Source organism: Klebsiella sp. K-3 (genome assembly GCF_051207495.1).
GTDB classification, from domain to species: domain Bacteria; phylum Pseudomonadota; class Gammaproteobacteria; order Enterobacterales; family Enterobacteriaceae; genus Klebsiella; species Klebsiella aerogenes.
The window spans coordinates 1-18390 of record NZ_JBPNXF010000013.1 but is presented as its reverse complement, the minus strand read 5'-3'; the positions used below and the strand labels follow the sequence as shown (position 1 = coordinate 18390).

Genomic DNA, 18390 nt, shown 5'->3' with positions numbered 1-18390 from the left:
TTCTCCTCCCCCTGATACACTGTTAGTAAGTCGGGAAACTTATCAGTAACAGCACTATCAGTATGATGACCAGATTCATCATAACCCTTTCCTTATTTAAGGCCCCTTCCTCAGGAGGGGCTTTCCTGTATTTAGCCTCCGCTAAATCAAGCTGACGTTACCATGCCGCGTCTGACACATTTCTTTTCAGCGTTCGGCTTTGCGATCCTCCTCGTGAAAGCCCGCCAATTCAGACCTTTCCATACGCTCTTTTCATAATTCCTCCATTTTTGCGGGGCGTTCCGTTACTAAACTAGTATCATTCAGCGAAAGCTTCAGGATGAGATAGCAAAACAATGAAAAGCAGTAACACACTTCGTTGGGGAATAGTCCTGACGGTAATTTTGGTGGCGGGAGCCGCCTATTGGTTCTGGCACGATCGTTCCGAAGAGACAACCGCAGGCGCCGCTGGCGCAAGTCAGCAAGGAGCAAAAGCGCCTGCCGGGGCGCGTCACGGGCGTTTTGGGGCAACGCTGGCCCCGGTGCAGGCGGCAACCGCCACCAGCGAAGCCGTCCCCCGCTACCTTACTGGTCTTGGGACCATCACCGCGGCGAATACCGTGACCGTGCGCAGTCGGGTTGACGGCCAGTTACTGAGTATTCATTTCCAGGAAGGTCAGCAGGTCAAAGCCGGCGATCTGCTGGCGCAAATCGATCCCAGCCAGTTCAAGGTGGCGCTGGCCCAGGCGCAGGGGCAGCTTGCCAAAGATAACGCCACCCTCGCAAACGCGCGCCGCGATCTCGCCCGCTATCAACAACTGGTGAAAACCAATCTTATCTCCCGTCAGGAGCTGGATACCCAGCAGTCGCTGGTGGTCGAATCCGCCGGTACGGTTAAAGCCGATCAGGCCGCCGTCGCCAGTGCGCAACTGCAGCTGGACTGGACCCGCATCACCGCGCCGATTGACGGGCGCGTGGGCCTGAAGCAGGTCGATATCGGCAACCAAATTTCCAGTGGCGACACCACCGGCATTGTCGTTCTCACGCAAACTCACCCTATCGATTTGGTCTTTACCCTGCCGGAAAGCGATATCGCCACCGTGGTACAGGCGCAGAAAGCCGGTAAAACGCTGGCCGTCGAGGCCTGGGACCGAACCAATAAACAGAAGATCAGCACAGGCAGCCTGCTGAGCCTCGATAACCAAATCGATGCCACCACCGGCACTATTAAGCTTAAGGCCCGCTTTAATAACCTCGATGACGCATTGTTCCCGAATCAGTTCGTCAACGCCAGAATGCTAGTGGATACCGAGCAGGATGCGGTCGTAATCCCCACCGCCGCGCTACAAATGGGCAATGAGGGGCACTTCGTGTGGGTGCTGAACAGTGAGAATAAAGTCAGCAAACATACGGTCACGCCGGGTATTCAGGATAGCCAAAAAGTGGTGATTAACGCCGGACTGTCAGCGGGAGACCGGGTGGTGACCGATGGTATCGACCGCCTTACCGAAGGCGCTAAGGTCGAAGTCGTCGAAGCTCACAGCGCCGCGCCGGAACAACCTGCCGCCCGCCAGAGTGGTAAAAACGGAGCGGGCGCCTGATGCAAGTCTTACCCCCGAGCAGTACGGGCGGCCCTTCCCGGCTGTTTATTATGCGTCCGGTGGCGACAACGCTATTGATGGTCGCCATTCTGCTGGCCGGTATCATCGGCTATCGCTTCCTGCCGGTCTCCGCGCTGCCGGAAGTTGACTACCCGACCATTCAGGTAGTAACACTCTACCCCGGCGCCAGCCCGGATGTGGTGACGTCATCGATTACCGCGCCGCTGGAACGCCAGTTTGGCCAGATGTCCGGCCTTAAGCAGATGTCCTCGCAAAGTTCGGGCGGCGCGTCGGTCATCACCCTGCAGTTCCAGCTGACCCTGGCGCTGGATGTCGCCGAACAGGAAGTGCAGGCGGCCATCAACGCTGCGACCAATCTGCTGCCGTCTGATTTACCCAACCCGCCGGTTTACAGCAAAGTGAATCCGGCGGATCCGCCGATCATGACCCTGGCCGTCACCTCCAGCGCGATGCCGATGACGCAGGTCGAAGATATGGTGGAAACTCGGGTGGCGCAGAAGATTTCTCAGGTTTCCGGCGTCGGTCTGGTGACGCTTGCCGGCGGCCAGCGTCCTGCGGTACGCGTTAAGCTCAATGCCCAGGCGATCGCCGCGTTAGGTTTGACCAGCGAAACCGTGCGTACCGCTATTACCAGCGCCAACGTGAATTCAGCGAAAGGTAGTCTTGACGGCCCGGCCCGCGCGGTCACCCTTTCCGCCAACGATCAGATGCAGTCGGCAGAAGATTACCGTCGGCTGATTATCGCCTATCAGAACGGCGCGCCGATCCGTCTTGGCGATGTCGCGACCATCGAGCAGGGCGCCGAGAACGCCTGGCTTGGGGCGTGGGCCAATAAGCAGCGGGCGATCGTGATGAACGTCCAACGCCAGCCGGGAGCGAACATCATCGCCACCGCCGACAGCATCCGCCAGATGCTACCGCAACTGACCGAGAGCCTGCCTAAATCCGTTAAGGTACAGGTGCTTTCTGACCGCACCACCAATATTCGCGCGTCGGTCAGCGATACCCAGTTCGAATTGCTGCTGGCCATCGCGCTGGTGGTGATGATCATTTATCTCTTCTTACGCAATGTCCCGGCGACAATCATCCCCGGCGTCGCCGTGCCGCTGTCGCTGGTCGGCACCTTCGCTGTCATGGTGTTCCTCGATTTCTCGATTAACAACCTGACGCTAATGGCATTGACCATCGCCACTGGTTTCGTGGTCGATGACGCCATCGTGGTCATTGAAAACATCTCCCGCTATATCGAAAAAGGTGATAAACCGCTCGCCGCCGCGCTGAAAGGCGCGGGGGAAATCGGCTTCACGATTATTTCATTAACCTTCTCGCTGATTGCCGTACTGATCCCGCTGCTGTTTATGGGTGATATCGTTGGGCGATTGTTCCGCGAATTCGCCATTACCCTGGCTGTGGCGATTCTGATTTCGGCGGTGGTCTCGCTGACCCTGACGCCAATGATGTGCGCGCGGATGTTAAGCCACGAATCGCTGCGCAAACAAAACCGCTTTTCACGGGCCAGCGAACGTTTCTTCGAGCGGGTGATTGCCGTCTATGGCCGCTGGCTAAGCCGGGTACTGAACCACCCATGGCTAACGTTGAGCGTAGCGTTAAGCACCCTGGCGTTATCGATTCTGCTGTGGGTCTTTATCCCGAAAGGCTTCTTCCCAATCCAGGATAACGGCATTATTCAGGGCACCTTACAGGCCCCGCAGTCGGTGTCGTTCGCCAGTATGGCGCAACGCCAGCAGCAGGTGTCCGACCTGATTCTGAAAGATCCGGCGGTTGAAAGCCTGACGTCGTTCGTCGGCGTTGATGGCACCAATCCGGCGCTGAACAGCGCGCGTCTGCAGATTAACCTTAAACCACTGGATGAACGCGACGATCGCGTGCAAACGGTCATCAGTCGTCTGCAGCAATCGGTGGCAAGCGTCCCTGGTATTGAGCTCTATCTCCAGCCAACGCAGGATCTGACTATCGATACCACCGTCAGCCGAACTCAGTATCAGTTTACCCTGCAGGCTAATTCGCTTGATGCGCTGAGCAACTGGGTGCCGCAATTGCTGTCGCGCCTGCAATCCTTACCCCAGCTTGCCGACGTCAGCAGCGACTGGCAGGATAAAGGGCTCGCGGCTTATATTAATGTCGATCGCGATAGCGCCAGCCGGCTGGGTATTTCCATGGCGGATGTCGATAACGCGCTGTATAACGCCTTTGGCCAACGGCTGATCTCGACAATTTATACCCAGGCCAACCAATATCGCGTGGTACTGGAGCACGACACCCAGGCGACGCCGGGGCTGGCGGCGCTGGATAATATCCGCCTCACCAGCAGCGACGGCGGCATCGTGCCGCTGAAATCCATCGCCAGCGTCGAGCAACGCTTTACCCCGCTGTCGGTTAACCATCTCGATCAGTTCCCGGTGACCACCATTTCATTCAACGTGCCGGATAACTACTCCCTCGGCGAAGCGGTAGAGGCTATTTTGTCCGCCGAGCAGTCGCTGGATTTCCCAACCGACATCCGCACCCAGTTCCAGGGCAGTTCCCTCGCGTTCCAGTCGGCGCTCGGTAGCACCGTCTGGCTGGTCGTCGCGGCGGTCGTCGCCATGTATATCGTCCTCGGCGTACTGTACGAAAGCTTCATTCATCCCATCACCATTCTTTCAACCCTGCCGACCGCGGGCGTCGGGGCGCTGCTGGCGCTATGGCTGGCCGGTAGCGAGCTGGACGTGATTGCCATCATCGGCATCATTCTGCTGATTGGTATCGTGAAGAAAAACGCCATCATGATGATTGACTTTGCCCTCGCCGCCGAGCGCGAGCAGGGGATGCCGCCGCGCGAAGCCATTTACCAGGCCTGCCTGCTGCGTTTCCGGCCAATCCTGATGACCACCCTCGCCGCCCTGCTTGGCGCGCTACCGTTGATGCTTAGTACCGGCGTCGGCGCCGAATTGCGCCGCCCACTGGGCATCGGTATGGTCGGTGGCCTGATGCTCAGCCAGGTACTGACGTTATTCACCACGCCGGTCATTTATCTGCTGTTCGACCGGCTATCGCTGTATATGAAGAGCCGCTTCCCGCGTCGTGAAGAGGAGGCGTAAGTGAAGTTCTTCGCTCTCTTCATTTATCGGCCGGTGGCGACGATTCTTATCTCGCTGGCGATTACCCTATGCGGGATCCTCGGATTCCGCCTGCTGCCGGTCGCGCCGCTGCCGCAGGTGGATTTCCCGGTGATCATGATTAGCGCCTCGCTGCCCGGCGCCTCGCCGGAAACCATGGCCTCATCGGTGGCAACACCGCTGGAGCGCTCGCTGGGGCGCATTGCCGGGGTCAATGAAATGACCTCGTCGAGCTCGCTTGGCAGTACCCGCATCATCATGGAGTTTAATTTCGATCGCGATATTAACGGCGCCGCCCGCGACGTGCAGGCGGCGATTAATGCCGCGCAAAGCCTGCTGCCGAGCGGGATGCCCAGCCGCCCCACGTATCGCAAAGCTAACCCGTCCGATGCGCCGATCATGATCCTGACGCTCACCTCGGACACCTATTCGCAGGGCGAGTTGTACGATTTCGCGTCAACCCAGCTGGCGCAAACCATCGCGCAGATTGACGGCGTCGGCGATGTCGACGTCGGCGGCAGCTCACTGCCGGCGGTGCGCGTCGATCTTAACCCGCAGGCGCTATTTAACCAGGGCGTCTCACTGGATGCCGTGCGCAGCGCCATTGATAACGCCAACGTGCGTCGCCCGCAGGGCGCGCTGGAAGATGAAACCCATCGCTGGCAGGTGCAGACCAATGATGAACTGAAAACCGCGGCGGAATATTTGCCGGTGATCGTCCACTACAACAACGGCGCGGCGGTACGCCTTGGCGACGTGGCAAAAGTGACGGATTCAGTGCAGGATGTGCGTAACGCCGGGATGACCAACGCCAAACCAGCGATCCTGTTAATGATTCGCAAGCTGCCGGAAGCCAACATTATTCAGACGGTCGACAGCATCCGCGCCCGCCTTCCTGAGCTACAGCGTACTATCCCGGCCGCCATTGATTTGCAAATCGCCCAGGATCGTTCGCCCACTATCCGCGCTTCGCTGGAAGAGGTCGAACAAACGCTGGTGATCTCGGTCGCGCTGGTGATTCTGGTGGTCTTCCTGTTTTTGCGCTCCGGGCGCGCAACGCTTATCCCGGCCGTCGCCGTACCGGTGTCCTTAATTGGTACCTTCGCCGCCATGTATTTATGCGGTTTCAGCCTCAATAATCTGTCGCTAATGGCGCTGACCATCGCCACCGGTTTCGTTGTCGATGACGCCATCGTGGTGCTGGAGAATATTTCCCGCCATCTTGAGGCGGGAATGAAGCCGCTGCAGGCCGCGTTACAAGGCAGCCGTGAAGTCGGCTTTACCGTGCTGTCGATGAGCCTGTCGCTGGTGGCGGTGTTCTTACCGCTGCTGCTGATGGGTGGCCTGCCGGGGCGCCTGTTGCGCGAGTTCGCCGTCACGCTATCGGTAGCGATCGGTATTTCGCTCGCCGTGTCGCTCACGCTGACGCCAATGATGTGCGGCTGGCTGCTGAAAAGCGGCAAACCTCATGAACCAACGCGGAATCGCGGCTTTGGCCGTCTGCTGGTCACTATTCAGGGGGGCTATGGCAAATCGTTAAAATGGGTGCTGAAGCATAGTCGCCTGACTGGCCTGGTGCTGCTCGGTACGATGGCGCTCAGCGTGTGGCTGTATATCGCCATTCCGAAAACCTTCTTCCCGGAGCAGGACACCGGGGTGCTGATGGGCGGCATTCAGGCGGATCAGAGTATTTCCTTCCAGGCGATGCGCGGCAAACTGCAGGACTTTATGAAGATCATCCGCGAGGATCCGGCTGTCGATAACGTGACCGGCTTTACCGGCGGCTCGCGGGTGAATAGCGGTATGATGTTTATCACCCTGAAACCACGCGACCAGCGCCACGAAACGGCGCAGCAAATCATCGACCGGCTGCGAAAAAAGCTGGCGAAAGAGCCCGGCGCGAATCTGTTCCTGATGGCGGTGCAGGATATCCGCGTTGGCGGGCGTCAGTCGAACGCCAGCTACCAGTACACCCTGTTATCGGACGATCTGTCGGCGCTGCGTGAATGGGAGCCGAAAATCCGCAAGGCGCTGGCGGCGCTGCCGGAACTGGCCGACGTTAACTCGGACCAACAGGATAACGGCGCGGAGATGGATCTGGTCTACGACCGCGACACCATGTCACGCCTGGGCGTCAGCGTGCAGGATGCCAACAGCCTGTTAAACAACGCTTTCGGCCAACGGCAAATCTCGACCATCTACCAGCCGCTCAACCAGTACAAAGTGGTAATGGAAGTCGATCCGCTTTATACCCAGGACGTTAGCGCGCTGGAGCATATGTTTGTCATCAGTAAAGACGGGAAACCTATTCCGCTGTCATATTTCGCCAAATGGCAACCGGCGAACGCGCCGCTTTCGGTCAACCACCAGGGGCTATCGGCCGCCTCGACCATCTCCTTCAACCTGCCGACCGGCAAATCGCTGTCGGAAGCCAGCGACGCCATTGACCGGGCGATGACCCAGCTTGGCGTGCCGTCGAGCGTCCGTGGATCCTTTGCAGGCACCGCGCAGGTATTCCAGCAGACGATGAACTCACAGGTGATCCTGATTATCGCCGCCATCGCTACGGTGTATATCGTGCTGGGGATCCTCTACGAAAGCTACGTGCATCCGTTAACCATTCTCTCAACCCTGCCGTCAGCGGGGGTTGGCGCGCTGCTGGCGCTGGAATTATTTGGCGCCCCATTCAGCCTAATCGCCCTGATAGGGATCATGCTATTAATTGGCATCGTGAAGAAAAACGCCATCATGATGGTCGATTTCGCCCTCGAAGCGCAGCGCAACGGCAATCTGGCGCCGGAAGAAGCCATCTTCCAGGCCTGCCTGCTACGTTTTCGCCCGATCATGATGACCACCCTGGCGGCGCTGTTCGGCGCGCTACCGTTGGTGCTGTCTGGCGGGGATGGTTCAGAGCTGCGGCAGCCGTTGGGGATCACCATCGTCGGCGGTCTGGTCATGAGCCAGCTGCTGACGCTGTACACTACCCCGGTGGTCTATTTGTTCTTTGATCGTCTGCGGCTGCGTTTTACGCGCAAGTCTGCTCAACCGGTAAGCGAATAAGATGACAGATCTGCCCGCCAGCGTACGCTGGCAGTTATGGATTGTGGCCTTCGGCTTCTTTATGCAGTCGCTGGATACCACCATCGTCAACACCGCCCTCCCCTCGATGGCCAAAAGCCTTGGGGAGAGCCCGCTGCACATGCATATGGTGGTGGTCTCGTATGTGCTAACGGTGGCAGTCATGCTACCGGCCAGCGGCTGGCTGGCGGACCGGGTTGGCGTGCGCAATATTTTTTTCAGCGCCATTGTGTTGTTTACCGTCGGCTCGCTGTTCTGCGCCCAGGCAACCACCCTCGATCAGTTGGTGATGTCCCGCGTGCTGCAAGGCGTCGGCGGCGCGATGATGGTACCGGTCGGGCGGCTAACGGTGATGAAAATCGTTCCGCGCGATCAGTATATGGCGGCGATGACCTTCGTCACCCTGCCCGGCCAGGTTGGACCGCTGCTCGGCCCGGCGCTTGGCGGGGTACTGGTCGAATATGCTTCCTGGCACTGGATTTTCTTGATCAACATCCCGGTTGGCATCATCGGCGCTATCGCCACATTATGCCTGATGCCGAACTACACCCTGCAGACCCGGCGCTTTGATATCCTTGGTTTTATTCTGCTGGCGGTGGGAATGGCCACCCTGACGCTGGCGCTCGACGGTAAAAAAGGGCTCGGTATCTCGCCGCTGCTGCTCGCCGCGCTGGTCGCCGGTGGCCTGATGGCCATAATTTTTTATTTGTGGCACGCCCGCGGCAACGTTAACGCATTGTTCAGCCTCAATCTGTTTCGCAATAAAACCTTCTCGCTCGGTCTTGGCGGCAGCTTTGCCGGGCGTATCGGTAGCGGGATGTTACCGTTTATGACTCCGGTATTCCTGCAAATTGGCCTCGGCTTCTCGCCGTTCCACGCCGGGCTGATGATGATCCCGATGGTGCTGGGCAGCATGGGGATGAAACGCATCGTGGTGCAGGTAGTAAACCGCTTTGGCTATCGCCGCGTACTGGTTTTCGCAACCCTCGGCCTGGCGCTGGTGAGTTTATTGTTCATGGCCGTCGCTCTGGCCGGCTGGTACTGGCTGCTGCCGCTGGTGCTGTTTCTGCAGGGTATGATTAACTCCAGCCGTTTCTCATCAATGAATACCTTGACGCTAAAAGACCTGCCTGATGAGTTGGCCAGCAGCGGCAACAGCCTGCTCTCAATGGTTATGCAGCTCTCGATGAGTATCGGCGTGACCATCGCCGGGCTTTTGCTGGGTATGTACGGCCAGCAGCATATCAGCGCCGATGCGCCAGCCGTTCATCAGGTTTTCCTCTACACCTATCTGAGCATGGCGGTGATTATCGCCCTCCCGGCACTTATCTTTTCCCGTGTACCGAACGATGTCGGCAGCAACACCGTCATCCGCCGACGCAAAAGGAGTGAATCGTGAAACTTTGGCGCCCGGGTATCACCGGTAAGCTGTTCCTGGCTATTTTCGCCACCTGTATCGTGCTGCTGATTAGCATGCACTGGGCGGTGCGCATCAGCTTTGAGCGCGGCTTTATCGACTATATAAAACGCGGTAATGAACAGCGATTAACGATGCTCGGCGATGCGCTCAGTGAACAGTACGAGCAGCACGGCGACTGGAAGTTTTTGCGCAATAACGATCGGTTTATCTTCCAGTTACTGCGCACCTTCGAGCGCGATAACGACGAACGTCCACCGGGTGGTCCGGGCCCGCATGGCGAGCCAGGGCCAATGCCCGGGCCTGGCCCGCGGCCCGATATGCCGCCGCACGGCTGGCGCACGCAATTTTGGGTTGTCGATCAACAAGGGCGCGTGCTGGTAGGCCCGCGGGCGCCGGTACCGCAGGACGGCACCCGGCGCAACATTGTCGTCGACGGCGTGACCGTTGGGGCGGTGATCGCCTCGCCGGTCGAGCGGCTCACGCGCAACACGGATATCAATTTCGACCGCCAGCAAAAACGCACCAGTTGGCTGATCGTCGCCCTCGCCACCCTCCTCGCCGCTCTGGCTACTTTCCCGCTGGCCCGCGGGCTGCTGGCGCCGGTCAAACGGCTGGTGGAAGGCACCCATAAGCTGGCGGCGGGCGATTTCTCTACCCGCGTCACGGTCACCGGCGGGGATGAACTGGGTCGTCTGGCGCAGGATTTCAACCAGCTCGCCAGTACGCTTGAGCGTAACCAACAGATGCGCCGCGATTTAATGGCCGATATTTCGCATGAACTCCGCACGCCGTTAGCGGTCCTGCGCGGTGAACTGGAGGCCATTCAGGATGGAGTGCGAAAATTCACCCCGGATTCGATCTCTTCGCTGCAGGCGGAAGTCGGCACGCTCACCAAGCTGGTGGACGATCTGCATCAGTTGTCGATGTCCGATGAAGGCGCGTTAGCCTACCAGAAAGAGTCGGTGGATTTAATTGCGCTGCTGGAGGTCGCCGCAGGGGCGTTCCGTGAACGTTTCGCCAGCCGCGGGTTAACTATCGGCGTCTCGCTGCCGGATAACGCTGTCGTGTTCGGCGATCGCGATCGGCTGATGCAGTTGTTCAATAACCTGCTGGAAAACAGCCTGCGCTATACCGACCACGGCGGACGCCTGCTGATTAGCGCCAAACAAAACGGCCGCAGATTAATACTCGATTTCGCCGATAGCGGCCCCGGCGTTAGCGACGAGCAGCTGGCGCGGCTGTGCGAGCGTTTTTACCGCACCGAAGGTTCGCGTAACCGCGCCAGCGGCGGATCCGGCCTTGGGCTGGCAATCTGTATGAACATTGTCGCGGCCCACGGCGGCAGCCTGAACGCCAGCCATTCGCCTTTTGGCGGGGTTAGCATTAAAGTAGAATTACCTCTGGAACAGGATTTATCGAGGGACGTATGAGCGAATTACCCATTGATGAAAACACGCCGCGTATTTTAATCGTGGAAGACGAGCCTAAACTCGGTCAGTTGTTAATCGACTATTTGCAGGCCGCGAGCTATGCGCCAACGCTCATTGCGCATGGCGATCGCGTACTGCCCTATGTCCGCCAGACGCCCCCGCATTTAATCCTGCTGGATTTAATGCTGCCCGGCACCGACGGCCTGACCCTGTGCCGTGAGATCCGCCGTTTTTCCGATGTGCCAATCGTGATGGTCACCGCCAAAATCGAGGAGATCGATCGCCTGCTAGGGTTGGAGATCGGCGCCGACGACTATATCTGCAAACCGTATAGTCCGCGTGAAGTCGTGGCTCGCGTGAAAACGATCCTGCGTCGCTGCAAGCCACAGCGCGTTCTGCAGGCGCTGGATGCGCAAAGCCCGCTTATCGTTGATGAGAGCCGCTTCCAGGCCTCGTGGCGCGAAAAATTGCTGGATCTGACTCCCGCCGAGTTTCGGCTATTAAAAACGCTGTCGCAGGAGCCGGGTAAAGTCTTCTCCCGTGAACAACTGCTCAATCATCTGTACGACGATTATCGCGTGGTGACCGACCGCACCATAGATAGCCATATTAAAAACCTGCGCCGTAAGCTGGAATCGCTGGATGCCGAGCAGTCGTTTATTCGCGCCGTCTACGGCGTCGGCTATCGCTGGGAAGCCGACGCCTGTAGAATGGCATAGAGAGCTCCTCTCTGCGTTTGCCTCCTCCTCGCTACAATGAAAGGGTTACCGGTTCACCAACGTGTATGAATCTGTAGCCCAAAAAACACCTCACGGCGCAGACACAATATTTCCACGCCCTCTACGTTATAATCAGATAATAACTGGAACAGTCCGTGGTATAGTATATTCCTTTCATCACTACTCAACTGCGCAAGGAATGCCATGAGTAATATTCATAAAAAATATAAACCACGAAATATTATAAATGCACCACATATCAAATCCGCCATTATTTCCCGCAGCCAACAGCGTGGTGATAATGATAATATTCAAAGCTGGTTGACTAATCATTTTTATAGATGGACGATTGGTGATTTCTCGCCTGTTTATCCGGTACGTTCCGCTGAGGATTACACCATCTATTTCGGCACTCATAGCGAAATACCCACCTGGCTGATTCCAAAACTGGATAGCGAAGAACGCTTTTATTACCTTAACCCCCAGCATCCACAACTGCTAGGAATGGAAAGAGACATTCTGGAGTTTCTTTCCCGGCAAAAAGGCACACGCTTAGAGGCTAAGCTACAGCGCATTAACTGTTTTACCTTGCTGGCTATGCGCGATGCGGAACACCTGAAAATGCAGCATCTGCGTGAACAGGGCTGGTATCCTTCCAACAGTGAGGCGCTAAAGCTAGTGCTATCAGTCCAAAACGGCAGGTTTGTCGAACTTGATGCGACCCACGCCGACCTGCGCAGTGAAATGGCGTATGAATCCTGGCATATGCAGCATTGCGTTGGGCAATTCGATGATAAAGGAACGCTTTCCGGGGGATATGGCGAATATTATGCCAGGCAAATTGAGCAAGGCATGCTGCGCCTGTTTAGCCTGCGCGACAACCACAATATTCCTCATGTCACAATAAGCCTGATTGTGAATAATGACGGACTAAGCATTGAGCAGATTAAAGGTAAACAGAATTGTTATCCTATTAAGAAATATGTCGCAGATGTTTTATCTCTTATCAGTCTTATCAATCCTCATCATGAACGTCACAAAGATTGCGAAGGTATGGGAATTGTGTATGAAAATACGCCGGAATATTCTGGTTGGAAATTCATTACCGATATTCATGATTTCAACTTTTTGCTTAACGTCCTGCATGATAATTTTCATTTAATGAAACACTTTCCTGCTCCACCGGTAGCTTTGCAGTGGTTGCTGTTACACAGCGCACCGGATGCGCTGCGTTATCTTCAGATGATTGATCCCAACGTGGCGACCGCGGCGGAAATGCTGTTCCCACAGCACGAATGGCACCCTACGCTTGCCGGCAAAAACACCAGCAATATCCCCTTCGTAATTGAAAGTCTGACACTGCAAACCACGCGTTACCTTTCTTTCTGTGGAGATAAACACTAATGTTCTGGATCGTTCTCATTATTTCCACAATATTTTTTGGCTGGCTGAATTACATAAAAAATAAGCCGCAGATTGCCGCCCGCCTCGACGAGGAGAAAAAACAGGATCGCCTGAAAGATCTCCGGCATGATACCCGACGGCGACAATGGGCGTTATCTCTGGCCGATATTCTTGCCCAACGAAATGGCCTTCCTTCGAAAGGCGTAACGCTGAAGTTTACCCTTGATGATGACCAACGCCAGCATTTGGCTCAGCAGGTCAGAAAAGAACTCAATCTGCACGAAAACCTCAACGATATAGCGCTGCGCCAGCAGGTTGCGGATATTTTGCGCCGCTGGCCCTCGGGCATAGGCAATTCACCACGCACGTTCTACCACCATCTTGCGATTCTGGGCCAGGTTCGCGACGCATTGGCGTTTGACTGTATGCGCACAGCCTTTCTCACCCGCTGTATCGCGGGGCTCGGCTGGTGTGACGAAAATCAGGCATGGTTGGTGCTGCTACTTAACGCCCAGCGTGCACAGGACTGTTTTCATTCCTGGGAAGATTATACCACCGCCTACGTTCGTGCCCGTCAGGTATGGCTAAAGCTGAATGATATACCAACGTCAATGGTTGGACGTGATTTACAGGAAGCCACTCATTTTCTGAAAGACCCTTTCAGCCGCTGGCGACAACTACCATGGAATGAATTCAAAATTTTCGACCCAATGTAAAAGGAGTAGTTATGGAAAAGGACGACCGTTTGGCCAAGGCCATGCTTGAGATGTGTAATTATACGATGCCGCTTAATAACGGACAACGCGAATGGTCCATCGCAGATATTTCCGGCTTGCTACGCGATGCGCGATATGACGAACTTGATACGCTTTATATGCAAGCGCTGGCGGATAGTTTTACCAGCCGTGAAGCGGAAAAGCGTTATTTCCTTGCCTGGACGCAGATGTGTAACCATTTTTATGATATGGACGCGCTGGTCGAGGCCGGGCCGGAAGGGTTAGCACTGATCAAAAACTGGCAGCGCGCCCGCCCTCGCTCCACGCATGCCTGGCTTGCAGAAGCGCAATACTGGAACCACCGTGCCTGGCTCTACCGCAGCTACGGCTGGGCGAAAGAAACCACCCAGGCAATGTGGATCTGCGCCGCCGCCTGTAACGAACGGATGGTAATTGCCGCCCTCAATGCAATCGACTGCGAACCACGCCAATGGATGGCTGCCGCGTTGACCAGCACCAACTCCAAGGTCTTCGGCCAGCCGGACTGGCTGGTTGAATTTCTGAGAGGAGCAGAGGTTTCAGGACAGCCATTGATGGTAGAACTTGTCGAATATCATCGCCAGTCACCTCAGGAGATGGACGCGTTGATGGCGCATTCCGGGCTGTCGTTTGCGGACGCAATTTGCCCCCCTCTACCGCGTCCGTTTTTACTGACTGAACGCGATGACGCTGATGCACAAACCATTTGGCTCGCGACTTGCCTGACTATTTTCCCAACCGCTTTCTACGTGCTGGATGAATATATACCGTTTCGCATGCCACGCTGGGGCGGCTCACATGAAGAGATCCGCCACTTTTTGGCATTACCTGAGTGCGATCATCTTTCCGCCGCGGAACGCGAGAATCTGGAGCTATTGATCTGGTGGGATATTCACCGCGACCTGGAGATCAAAGAGGTCGACTCTCCATCAGAACGAGAACGCATTATCGCCAAAGCCGAGGACATTGCCCAGCGAGCGCATCTGCCGGAGTCTCGTCATAACGCGCTAGAATGGCTGCAGGTTTGCTATAGCGATCTGGAAGATAATGACGCACTCTGGCGAATCCTTCAGCGTTCGATCGCGGAAAAAGTTAAGCTCAACAATTACTTCACCGCCTATGCAATAAAGTTTGCGCTACGTGATTTCCCGGACAGCAGGTGGATTTATAATTTCCTCTGCCAGAATACGCAGCAATCAGAGCACTGTGCACCGAAAATCTATCGTGGCTACTTTCAGTATGTGGGATTATTCGGGTATGAAAAAGATGAAACACAAGGCGCAGCCTGGCTGGATAGTGTTGCCGATATCGAATACAACCATAACTGGCAGGACGTAATTAAAGATTTCCATTGGCTAGGGCTTCCGCAGCATTTCGTGCCGCTGGCGGAACTGGGAGCTCAAAGAAATATACCCGCCGCACTGAATCTGCTGGGTCTTGAGTACATCGATAAAGCCGAAGATAGTCTGCTACCTTACGATCCTGTTACCGCCCTGAATTACTTTCAGCACGCGGCGGAGATACTGCAGGAACAGATTGAGCTGCGCGATAGTCACCCGCACAGCCTAATCGTGAATGGGGGATATACCGAGTTTGAAGACGATCTGCAAAATATCCATTTCAACATTGCCATCTGCTATCAGAGACTGAGCAAACAAGAATTCGAAGCAGAAAAACGTTCCGTTTATGAAAAAGCGCTGCTCGATCATCTCTGGCTCGCGCATCAGTTTGGCCATAAAGCGGCCCGGGGATTATTTCTGCTAAATATTTTTGAAGTGAAGGATATTACGCTGGCGCATGAGCATTTAGAGCTGGTGCGGGAAGAGGCCAATAAAGGCACGCTGGAAGCGATGGTCACCCTGTCGCGCCTGTACGGTAATAAGCTTGATAAGTCATTATTCAACATGAAGCTTAGTGCGCGCTGGACACATTTTGCTGTCACGTTATACCCACATAGTGAAATCATTGAGGATTGCCTTTACCATCTGCATTTTTCTAGTTTAAGCAAACGTCTTCGCTTTGCCTGGTACACCTTCCGCATTCCGGACACCGAGCTACCGGGACAAGTCAACACCATGGTGTAAGGTGGTTTACTCCCTCTTTCCACGGCGCTACAATGCCCGCCCTTAATGTGGGGACACTCCCCCGAATCGCCGTACCTGGTGCGGCGAGTCTGACCTGTCATCAGAACGAGAACATCATGTTTAAACCGGAACTCCTTTCCCCGGCGGGAACGCTGAAAAATATGCGTTACGCTTTCGCTTATGGCGCCGATGCAGTCTACGCCGGCCAGCCGCGTTACTCACTGCGCGTGCGCAACAATGAATTTAACCACGAAAACCTGCAGCTCGGCATCAATGAGGCCCACGAGCTGGGGAAAAAATTCTACGTAGTGGTTAACATCGCGCCGCATAACGCCAAGTTGAAAACGTTCATTCGCGATCTCAAACCGGTAGTGGAGATGGGCCCGGACGCGCTGATTATGTCCGATCCCGGTTTAATCATGCTGGTGCGCGAGAACTTCCCTGATATGCCGATACACCTTTCGGTACAGGCTAACGCCGTCAACTGGGCGACGGTGAAATTCTGGCAGCAAATGGGACTAACCCGCGTGATCCTGTCCCGCGAGCTGTCGCTGGACGAGATCGCCGAAATTCGCAGCCAGGTGCCGGAAATGGAAATCGAGATTTTCGTCCATGGCGCGCTGTGCATGGCCTACTCCGGCCGCTGCCTGCTCTCCGGCTATATCAACAAACGTGACCCTAACCAGGGTACCTGCACCAACGCCTGCCGCTGGGAGTACAACGTCCAGGAAGGCAAAGAAGATGATGTGGGTAATATCGTCCACAAGCATGAGCCTATCCCGGTGCACAACGTTGAACCCACTCTCGGTATCGGCGCGCCAACCGACCAGGTATTTATGATTGAGGAAGCCAAACGTCCGGGCGAGTACATGACCGCCTTCGAAGACGAACACGGCACCTACATCATGAACTCTAAAGATCTCCGCGCAATCGCCCACGTGGAGCGCCTGACCCAGATGGGCGTGCACTCGCTGAAAATTGAAGGCCGCACCAAATCCTTCTACTACTGCGCGCGCACCGCCCAGGTGTACCGTAAAGCGATTGACGACGCCGCCGCCGGTAAACCGTTCGACACCAGCCTGCTGGAGACGCTGGAGGGTCTGGCCCACCGCGGCTATACCGAAGGCTTCCTGCGTCGCCACACCCACGACGACTATCAGAATTATGAATACGGCTATTCGGTTTCCGAACGCCAGCAGTTTGTCGGCGAATTCACCGGCAAGCGTAACGGTAATTTGGCCGAAGTGGCGGTGAAAAATAAGTTCTCGGTCGGCGACAGCCTGGAGGTCATGACTCCGCAAGGCAACGTCAACTTTACGCTCGAACATATGGAGAACGCCAAAGGCGAAGCAATGCCGGTCGCGCCGGGAGACGGTTATATCGTCTGGCTGCCGCTGCCGGAGGATATGGCGCTGGAGTATGGTTTGCTGATGCGTAATTTCAACGGCGAGTCGACGCGCAATCCGCATAAAAATTAGTTTATTGGCGTTATTTTTTCACTATGTATGGATATTAGAATCGGATCACATACCGTTCCGTTCGAAGCAGGTATCATCCATTTCGCTGAAAAACATAACCCATAAATGCTAGCTGTACCAGGAACCACCTCCTTAGCCTGCGTAATCTCCCTTACGCGGGCTTATTTTTTATGCATCCCATTTTCCCGACTTTCTTATTCCATGACGCCATTCATGCGATACACTGAGGATGACGACTAAGAATGAGGCGATAAAGGATGACCCAATTTCCAGCCAGCTTATTAATTCTCAACGGTAAAGGCGCAAATGAACCCCAACTGCGCGAAGCCGTTAATCTCCTGCGCGAAGAAGGTATCGAGATACACGTCCGCGTGACCTGGGAGAAAGGCGATGCGATTCGTTTTGTCGAGGAAGCCGAAACGCTCAAGGTGGCGACGGTAATTGCCGGCGGCGGCGATGGCACAATTAATGAAGTCGCCACCGCGCTGGTCCAGCGCGGCAGCAACATGGCGCTGGGATTACTCCCCCTCGGCACAGCCAATGATTTCGCCACCAGCGTCGGCATCCCGCAGGATTTAGCCAGCGCGCTGAAGCTGGCGATAGCCGGGCGCGATGTCCCTATTGATGTGGTACGCGTTAACAACGAGGCCGGGTTTATCAATATGGCCACCGGCGGCTTTGGCACCCGTATCACCACCGAAACGCCGGAAAAACTGAAAGCCGCGCTCGGCGGCGTCTCCTATCTGATTCACGGCCTGACCCGCATGGATACCCTGAAGCCGGACCGCTGCGAAATTCGCGGCGAGAACTTTCACTGGCAGGGTGACGCGCTGGTTATCGGCATCGGCAATGGCCGTCAGGCCGGCGGCGGCCAGCAACTGTGTCCTGAGGCATTAATTAACGACGGGCTACTGCATCTGCGTATTTTCACCGGCGAAGAGTTGCTGCCTGCGCTGTTTAGCACCCTCGCTAATCCCGATAATTCGCCAAATCTGATCGATGGCGTATCGCCGTGGTTTGAAGTCACCGCCGCCCATGAAATGACCTTCAACCTTGATGGCGAACCGCTAAGCGGCAAATCTTTCCGGATGGAAATCCTCGGCGAGGCGCTACGCTGCCGTCTGCCGCCGGACTGTATGCTACTGCGTTAAAACATCAGGGCGGGATATACCCGCCCTGACAACGTTATGAATATTCTACCCCTTCCCTGACGCCGCTTGCCTTACGGGCAAAGCCCGGCTGATCGACGCGAATAAACGGGCACAGACAAAACGCCAGCAGATAGAGCGCGGTATAAGCCAT

Annotated in this window: 12 protein-coding genes; 11 read left to right on the top strand and 1 reads right to left on the bottom strand. The window is 55.9% G+C overall.

Going from position 1 to position 18390, the window contains the following annotated elements; translation table 11 throughout:
• Nucleotides 1-22: 22 nt before the first annotated feature.
• Nucleotides 23-82 carry a type I toxin-antitoxin system Ibs family toxin gene (locus tag ACSEMK_RS20430; protein ID WP_113373696.1) on the bottom strand — a complete coding sequence of 20 codons (60 nt, stop codon included), beginning with the start codon at nt 80-82 and terminating at the stop codon, nt 23-25.
• Nucleotides 83-335: 253 nt separating this feature from the next.
• On the opposite strand from ACSEMK_RS20430, the gene ACSEMK_RS20425 reads away from it, so the two are divergent.
• The 11 genes from ACSEMK_RS20425 to yegS all read left to right on the top strand — a co-directional run bounded on the left by ACSEMK_RS20425 (nt 336) and on the right by yegS (nt 18239).
• Nucleotides 336-1580, top strand: coding sequence for an MdtA/MuxA family multidrug efflux RND transporter periplasmic adaptor subunit (locus tag ACSEMK_RS20425; protein ID WP_430914581.1), 1245 nt, complete (start codon nt 336-338; stop codon nt 1578-1580).
• Nucleotides 1580-4702 carry an MdtB/MuxB family multidrug efflux RND transporter permease subunit gene (locus ACSEMK_RS20420; protein WP_430914582.1) on the top strand — a complete coding sequence of 1041 codons (3123 nt, stop codon included), beginning with the start codon at nt 1580-1582 and terminating at the stop codon, nt 4700-4702. The genes ACSEMK_RS20425 and ACSEMK_RS20420 overlap by 1 nt, the downstream gene beginning before the upstream one ends.
• Nucleotides 4703-7780, top strand: a complete 3078-nt coding sequence (mdtC, locus tag ACSEMK_RS20415; protein ID WP_430914583.1) for a multidrug efflux RND transporter permease subunit MdtC — start codon at nt 4703-4705, stop codon at nt 7778-7780.
• A 1-nt stretch (nt 7781) separates the two neighbouring features.
• The gene (locus ACSEMK_RS20410) at nt 7782-9197 is read left to right on the top strand and encodes an MFS transporter (RefSeq protein WP_113373482.1); all 1416 of its coding nucleotides are present in this window, start codon (nt 7782-7784) and stop codon (nt 9195-9197) included.
• Nucleotides 9194-10648, top strand: a complete 1455-nt coding sequence (gene baeS, locus ACSEMK_RS20405) for a two-component system sensor histidine kinase BaeS (RefSeq protein WP_213794955.1) — start codon at nt 9194-9196, stop codon at nt 10646-10648. The genes ACSEMK_RS20410 and baeS overlap by 4 nt, the downstream gene beginning before the upstream one ends.
• On the top strand, nt 10645-11367 hold the full coding sequence (gene baeR / locus ACSEMK_RS20400; protein WP_087860434.1) for a two-component system response regulator BaeR: 723 nt from the start codon (nt 10645-10647) through the stop codon (nt 11365-11367). Before baeS ends, baeR begins: the two co-directional genes overlap by 4 nt.
• Nucleotides 11368-11571: 204 nt before the next feature.
• A complete protein-coding gene (locus tag ACSEMK_RS20395) occupies nt 11572-12771 on the top strand; it encodes a cytoplasmic protein (protein WP_411325157.1) in 1200 nt (399 codons plus the stop codon).
• Complete coding sequence (locus tag ACSEMK_RS20390) at nt 12771-13487, top strand: DUF1266 domain-containing protein (RefSeq protein WP_316424226.1); 717 nt, start codon at nt 12771-12773, stop codon at nt 13485-13487. Before ACSEMK_RS20395 ends, ACSEMK_RS20390 begins: the two co-directional genes overlap by 1 nt.
• Nucleotides 13488-13498: 11 nt before the next feature.
• Entirely contained in the window at nt 13499-15610 is a 2112-nt protein-coding gene (locus ACSEMK_RS20385; RefSeq protein ID WP_430914584.1) for a DUF4034 domain-containing protein, read from the top strand.
• A 116-nt stretch (nt 15611-15726) separates the two neighbouring features.
• The gene (gene yegQ / locus ACSEMK_RS20380; protein ID WP_213316811.1) at nt 15727-17088 is read left to right on the top strand and encodes a tRNA 5-hydroxyuridine modification protein YegQ; all 1362 of its coding nucleotides are present in this window, start codon (nt 15727-15729) and stop codon (nt 17086-17088) included.
• Nucleotides 17089-17345: 257 nt separating this feature from the next.
• Nucleotides 17346-18239: a lipid kinase YegS gene (gene yegS, locus ACSEMK_RS20375; protein WP_015365779.1), complete on the top strand. Its 894-nt coding sequence runs from the start codon at nt 17346-17348 to the stop codon at nt 18237-18239.
• Nucleotides 18240-18390: the final 151 nt, after the last annotated feature.

Bases quoted from the DNA above. Each gene is read 5' to 3' on its own strand.
- ACSEMK_RS20425 (WP_430914581.1), top strand. From the start codon at position 336: ATGAAAAGCAGTAACACACTTCGTTGGGGAATAGTCCTGACGGTAATT.
- ACSEMK_RS20420 (WP_430914582.1), top strand. From the start codon at position 1,580: ATGCAAGTCTTACCCCCGAGCAGTACGGGCGGCCCTTCCCGGCTGTTT.
- ACSEMK_RS20410 (WP_113373482.1), top strand. From the start codon at position 7,782: ATGACAGATCTGCCCGCCAGCGTACGCTGGCAGTTATGGATTGTGGCC.
- baeR (WP_087860434.1), top strand. From the start codon at position 10,645: ATGAGCGAATTACCCATTGATGAAAACACGCCGCGTATTTTAATCGTG.
- ACSEMK_RS20395 (WP_411325157.1), top strand. From the start codon at position 11,572: ATGAGTAATATTCATAAAAAATATAAACCACGAAATATTATAAATGCA.
- ACSEMK_RS20390 (WP_316424226.1), top strand. From the start codon at position 12,771: ATGTTCTGGATCGTTCTCATTATTTCCACAATATTTTTTGGCTGGCTG.
- ACSEMK_RS20385 (WP_430914584.1), top strand. From the start codon at position 13,499: ATGGAAAAGGACGACCGTTTGGCCAAGGCCATGCTTGAGATGTGTAAT.
- yegQ (WP_213316811.1), top strand. From the start codon at position 15,727: ATGTTTAAACCGGAACTCCTTTCCCCGGCGGGAACGCTGAAAAATATG.
- yegS (WP_015365779.1), top strand. From the start codon at position 17,346: ATGACCCAATTTCCAGCCAGCTTATTAATTCTCAACGGTAAAGGCGCA.